4 protein-coding genes are annotated in these 6,260 nt (G+C 68.3%); 2 read left to right on the top strand and 2 right to left on the bottom strand.

From position 1 onward, the window contains the following. Nucleotides 1-165: 165 nt before the first annotated feature. Nucleotides 166-636, bottom strand: coding sequence for an Lrp/AsnC family transcriptional regulator (locus QOL62_RS14600; protein WP_103730054.1), 471 nt, complete (start codon nucleotides 634-636; stop codon nucleotides 166-168). Between the two features lie 99 nt (nucleotides 637-735). On the opposite strand from QOL62_RS14600, the gene putA reads away from it, so the two are divergent. Both putA and QOL62_RS14590 read left to right on the top strand, forming a co-directional pair. Next, a complete protein-coding gene (putA, locus tag QOL62_RS14595; RefSeq protein ID WP_379511643.1) occupies nucleotides 736-4,335 on the top strand; it encodes a trifunctional transcriptional regulator/proline dehydrogenase/L-glutamate gamma-semialdehyde dehydrogenase in 3,600 nt (1,199 codons plus the stop codon). 179 nt (nucleotides 4,336-4,514) lie between these two features. Beyond that, nucleotides 4,515-5,051: a dihydrofolate reductase family protein gene (locus QOL62_RS14590; protein WP_283406791.1), complete on the top strand. Its 537-nt coding sequence runs from the start codon at nucleotides 4,515-4,517 to the stop codon at nucleotides 5,049-5,051. 4 nt (nucleotides 5,052-5,055) lie between these two features. Here QOL62_RS14590 and QOL62_RS14585 read toward each other — a convergent pair whose 3' ends face one another. Beyond that, nucleotides 5,056-6,252: an MFS transporter gene (locus tag QOL62_RS14585; protein WP_283406790.1), complete on the bottom strand. Its 1,197-nt coding sequence runs from the start codon at nucleotides 6,250-6,252 to the stop codon at nucleotides 5,056-5,058. Nucleotides 6,253-6,260 lie beyond the last annotated feature (8 nt).

Raw genomic sequence — 6,260 nt, 5'->3', positions numbered from 1 at the left:
CTCCGGGAGGACGCTGTGGGCGTGGACCACGGCTTGTACGCTCGCGTGCTGCCCACGACGCCGACCCGAAACACCGTCTCACCTGCGGCCGCAGGATCCACGGATAGTGTGTAACTAACCTAAATGGTTATACTTGTCAATGAAGCCGCGTGTGAACGAGCGGCTTCAACTGCTCGCGTCCTTAACGGTCTCCATCGCCACAAAGGTCGACGTGCTGGAGACATGGGGGAGGCTGGAGATCTTTTCGCCCAGCACTTCGCGATAGCGCCGGATATCGGCGGTGCGGACCTTGAGCAGGTAGTCGAAGCTGCTGGCGATCATGTGGCATTCCTCCACCTCGGGAATGCGGCGCACCGCCCGGTTGAACTCGGTCAGCGCCACCTCGCGGGTGTCGGACAGCTTCACCTCGGCGAAGGCGACATGATCGAGGCCGAGGCTGGCGGGATCCACCACCGCGCGAAAGCCGCGGATCACCCCGGCTTCCGTCAGCCGTCGCAACCGCACCTGGCACGGAGTCTTGGACATCCCGACGGCTTTGGCGAGATCCGTCACGGTGATGCGGCCGTCGGTGCGCAGAATTGCAATGATCTTACGGTCCAGGTCATCCATTTCGACCGTCTGAGGGCGTTTTGCCATTCAATCTGCCTGATGCATCATGGAAAATAAGTCTAAGCGTATAGCTACATGCGCTTGAAAAGTCGGATCGCCAAGCGTGAATCGGTTACGGCTCGAAACATGACCGCTCCTTTCTCCCAGTTCGCCCCCGCCGTCCGTGCAATGACCCCGCTGCGCCTTGCCATTGCCGATGCGCGCCGCCGGGATGAAGCCGAGTGCCTTGCACCGCTGCTGGACAGGGCCACGCTTGACGAGCCGACCCGCGCGGCGGTGCGCCGGACCGCCACCGCGCTCGTCACGACGCTGCGCGCCAATCACAAGGGAACCGGCGTCGAAGGACTGGTGCAGGAATACGCGCTGTCCAGCCAGGAGGGCGTCGCCCTCATGTGCCTTGCCGAAGCGCTTCTGCGGATCCCCGACGACGCCACCCGTGACGCGCTGATCCGTGACAAGATCGCGGACGGGGACTGGAGCGGGCATCTGGGCGGCGGCAAGTCCCTGTTCGTCAACGCCGCGACCTGGGGCCTCGTGGTTACCGGCAAGCTGGTCGGTTCGGTGGACGACAAGGGCTTGGGCGCGGCGCTCACGCGGCTGATCGCGCGCGCCGGTGAGCCCGTCATCCGGCGCGGCGTCGATCTGGCCATGCGCATGATGGGTGAACAGTTCGTCACCGGCGAAACCATCGACGAAGCCGTGAAGCGCGCCCGCGAGCTGGAGGGCAAGGGCTTCCGCTACAGCTACGACATGCTGGGTGAAGCGGCGACGACGGCGGCGGACGCCCGGCGTTACTACGCGGATTACGAAAACGCCATCCACGCCATCGGCAAGGCTTCGGGCGGCAAAGGCATCTACGAGGGCCCGGGGATTTCCATCAAGCTGTCCGCGCTGCACCCCCGCTACGCCCGCGCTCAGGCCGATCGCGTCATGGGCGAACTGCTCCCCGCCGTGAAGGCGCTGGCGCTGATGGCCAAGGGCTACGACATCGGCTTCAACATCGATGCCGAGGAGGCGGACCGCCTCGAACTTTCGCTTGACCTGCTGGAGAACCTCGCGCTCGATCCGGAACTGGCAGGCTGGGATGGCCTCGGGTTCGTGATCCAGGCCTATGGGAAGCGCTGCCCCTTCGTGATCGACTGGATCGTCGATCTCGCGCGCCGGGCGGGCCGCCGGATCATGGTTCGCCTCGTCAAGGGCGCTTACTGGGACGCCGAGATCAAGCGGGCGCAGGTGGACGGGCTGGCCGACTTCCCGGTCTACACCCGCAAGGTCCACACCGATGTTTCCTACGTGGCCTGCGCCCGCCAGTTGCTGGCCGCGCCGGACGCGGTGTTCCCCCAGTTCGCGACGCACAACGCGCAGACCCTCGCCACGATCTACCACCTTGCCGGTCCGGACTTCGCCGTGGGCAAGTACGAGTTCCAGTGCCTGCATGGCATGGGCGAGGCGCTCTATTCGCAGGTCGTGGGCAAGGACAAGCTGGACCGCCCCTGCCGCATCTACGCGCCGGTCGGCACGCACGAGACGCTGCTGGCGTACCTGGTGCGCCGCCTGCTGGAAAACGGCGCCAACTCGTCGTTCGTGAACCGCATCGCCGATCCGGCGGTGCCGGTGGAATCCATGGTGGCCGACCCGGTCGAGGTGGTGCGCGCGATGCCTCAGCCCGGCGCCCGGCATGACCTCATCGCCCGGCCTGCCGACCTGTACCCCGATCGCCGCAATTCGGACGGCATCGACCTGACGGACGAGATCGCCCTCGCCAGGCTGGCCGACGCGCTCGTCGCGTCCGCCGGTACGGAGTGGCGCGCGGCCCCGGAAAGCGGCGAAGGCCAGCCGCGTCCTGTTCGCAACCCCGCCGATCATGCGGATATCGTCGGCACCGTCATCGAGGCTGCGCCCGAAGCGGCCGCCGCGGCCGTTGCTCGCGCCGCCGTCTCGGACTGGAGCGGGGTGCCGGTGGCGGACCGCGCCGCGTTCCTGGACCGGGCGGCCGATCTCATGCAGGACCGCATGGGGGTGCTGATGGGGCTGGCGATCCGCGAAGCCGGAAAGTCCGCGGCCAACGCCGTTGCCGAAGTGCGCGAGGCGATCGACTTCCTGCGCTACTACGCGCAGCAGGCGCGCGCGACGGTCGGACCTGAGCAGGCGGCGCTGGGGCCGGTGGTCTGCATCAGTCCGTGGAACTTCCCGCTGGCGATCTTCACCGGGCAGGTGGCGGCCGCGCTGGTCGCGGGCAATCCGGTGCTGGCGAAGCCTGCCGAGGAAACCCCGCTGATCGCAGCCGAGGCCGTGCGTATCCTCCACGCCGCCGGCGTCTCCGCCGATGCGCTGCAGTTCATGCCGGGACCCGGCGAGCTTGGCGCTGCGCTCGTCGCCGCGCCGGAGACAGCGGCGGTGATGTTCACCGGCTCCACCGAAGTCGCCCGCCTTATCCAGCGCCAGCTGGCGGCCCGCACGTCGGCGGATGGGCGCCCGATCCCGCTGATCGCCGAGACGGGCGGCCAGAACGCCATGATCGTGGACAGTTCCGCGCTGGCGGAGCAGGTGGTGGCGGACGTCATCGGATCCGCCTTCGACAGCGCGGGCCAGCGCTGCTCGGCTCTGCGCGTGCTGTGCCTGCAGGAGGACGTGGCGGATCGCACGCTTACCATGCTGCGCGGCGCTCTGGCCGAATTGCGCGTGGGCAAGCCCGACCGTCTCAGCGTCGATATCGGTCCCGTCATCACCCAGGAAGCTCGCGACGGCATCATGCGCCACATCGATGCGGTGCGCGCGAAGGGTTGCCGCGTCGAGCAGACCGCGCTTGGAACCGAGACGCAGCACGGCACCTTCGTGGCACCCACGATCATCGAGATCGACGCCATCGACCAGCTGGAGCGTGAGGTCTTCGGCCCCGTGCTTCACGTCGTGCGGTTCCGCCGCAAGGACCTGGACGCGCTGATCGACAGCATCAACGCCACGGGATACGGCCTGACCTTCGGCCTGCACACCCGCCTCGACGAGACGGTCGCGCGCGTGACGGCGGCGGTCAGGGCGGGCAACCTCTACGTCAACCGCAACACCATCGGCGCCATCGTCGGGGTGCAGCCGTTCGGAGGGCGTGGCCTTTCCGGCACCGGGCCCAAGGCGGGCGGCCCGCTCTACCTCGGCCGGCTGATGAAGCAGGCGCCAGTGGTGCTTGCGCCTGCGGAGCATGCGCCTGCGGAATTGACTGCCTACGCGGCGTGGCTTGACGCGCAGGGCGAAACCTCGGCCGCCACCTTCGCGCGCCGATTGGGCCAGGACACCGCGCTGGGCCGCGAAGTGCTGCTGCCGGGGCCGGTGGGTGAGCGCAACGTCTACGCGCTTCATCCCCGTGGGCGCGTTCTGCTCCGCCCCGCTACGCGCGAGGGTCTTCTGGGCCAGATCGCGGCGGTGCTGGCGACAGGCAACACCGCGACCGTCGAGACGGCGGACCTTCCGGCCGGATTGCCACAAGCGGTGGAGGCCCGCCTCCGCCACGCGGACGACGCGCCTTATGCCGCCTGCGTGGTCGAGGGCGACGCACAGGCTGTGCGCCAGGCCTGCGAGGCGGTGGCGCGGCTGCCGGGACCGATCGTGCCGGTTCACCTGTGGGACCGGAATGGTATCGGCCCCAATTGCGCATCCCTGCTCGAAGAGGTTTCCGTCTCCGTCAACACCACGGCGGCGGGTGGTAACGCCAGCCTCATGATGATCGGCTGACGCCGGCTTCCCCCTGCGGCAAGAGTGCCCGCACGCCCCCGCGTCTCCAAACGGCGCGGAGGGCGGCTGTCGCGCTGCGGCAACTGTTTGCCGGAGTTGGGAAACCGCTCCGCAATTCAGGTGTTGGGTCCACTGCAGCCAGATCGAACGCGATTCCAACGGTCGTCGGAGCGAAATCTATGGGCAGACTCATCGTCGACGCAGCATCGAGCCTGGATGGCTTTTGGGCTGATGCGGGTGGCCGGAATGTGCTCTCCACCGCGGACCTCGACGGCAGCGGCCTGTCCGGTCGGCTCGAAATGGCCTGCGGGGCGATCGTGATGAGCCGCCGCTCCTACGAACTTCCGGGCGACGTCGGGTGGATGGCCGAGGCCTATCCGCCCGGGACACCGGTCTTCGTCGTGAGCGAGACGGCCCCTGCTGCCCCGTCGGGGGACAATTTCCGCTTCATGCCGGACTATGCCGCTGCCTTCGCCGCCGCGCAGGACGCGGCGGGCGACAGGCCGGTGCTGGTCGTTGGGGAGGCTGGAGCCATGGGTGCGGCGCTGGGCTCTGGTCAGGCCGATGCCATCTGGCTGCGTGTGCTGTCCCGCACGCTGGGGCGGGGCGCCCCCCTTTTCGAGGAAGGCGCGCCCGTTCAGAACTACTTCGTCGCCGAACTCGAGACGACGCCCGAAGCCGTTCACATGCTGCTGGAACGGCGGCTGCAGGCCTGAACGGTCAGGCCGCGCAGGCGTGCAGCGTCTCGCGCCTGTGAAGCGATAGAGTCACCAGGAAGATCGCCAACCCGCCGAGCGCCAGGCCCGAGCCGATCCAGCCGGTCGAGGTGAGGCCAAACCCCGCCGAGATCGCCATGCCGCCGAGCCAGGGGCCGAGGGCATTGGCAAAGTTGAAGGCGCTGTGGTGGGCAGCGGCGGCAAGCGCCTGCGCATCACCGGCCACGTCCATCAGCCGGGTCTGCAGGATCGTGCCGAGGCCGCCGCCGAAGCCGATCAGCAGAACAACGAGAGAGAGCGTCCAGACGTTGCCCGCCATCACGGAGAAGAGGGCAAGGGAGACGGCGCTGAACAGCAGAGCGCTGATGGCGGCGCGGCTTTGCGCGCGGTCGGCCATCCAGGCCCAGAACAGGTTGCCTGCGGTCATGCCGACGCCGAAGACGGCGAGCACGGCGGGGACAAACTTTTCCGATACGTGCGTGACTTCGATCATGGTCGAGGCGACGTATGTGTAGACGCAGAACAGGCCGCCGAAGCCGATGGCGCCGGTGAGCAGCGTGAGCAGCACCTGCGGACGGCGCAGCGCGCTCAGTTCGCGCAGCGGGCTGGCGTCGGCGTCGGCCGGCTGGTGCGGGGCGAAGAGGGCGACCAGCGCCATCGTGAGGATGGCAAGGCCGGAGACGACGGCGAAACCACTCCGCCAGCCGAGCGCCTGTCCCAGCCAATTGGCGGCGGGAACGCCGATGATGGTCGCCACCGTCAGGCCCGACATGACCATCGCCACCGACTGCGTGCGCTTGTTGCCGGGCACCAGGGAGGCGGCGACCAGCGCGGCGATGCCGAAGTAGGCCCCGTGCGGCAGCCCGCTGATGAAGCGGCACAGCAGCAGCAGCGGGTAACTTGACGCCAGCGCCGAGATGCCGTTGCCCACCGCGAACACCGCCATCAGTCCGATGAGCAGCAGGCGCCGCTCCAGCTTGGCGGCAAGGACCGCGATCACCGGCGCGCCGACAACGACGCCAAGAGCATAGGCGCTGATCGCATGGCCGGCCTCGGGCTCGGTCAGGCCGAGATCACGTGCGAAGAAGGGGACAAGGCTCATCGCCGCGAACTCTGTCGTGCCGATGGCGAAGGCGCCCATGGCGAGCGCAAGGATGACGAGCGCGGGATGCGTCGCGCGGGTGGGGGAGGATTGATTCATGTTGCGGT

The organism is Novosphingobium panipatense (genome assembly GCF_900182875.1).
Lineage (GTDB): Bacteria > Pseudomonadota > Alphaproteobacteria > Sphingomonadales > Sphingomonadaceae > Novosphingobium > Novosphingobium panipatense.
The sequence above is the reverse complement of the archived record's forward strand: the minus strand, read 5'-3'. Positions and strand labels throughout refer to the sequence as shown.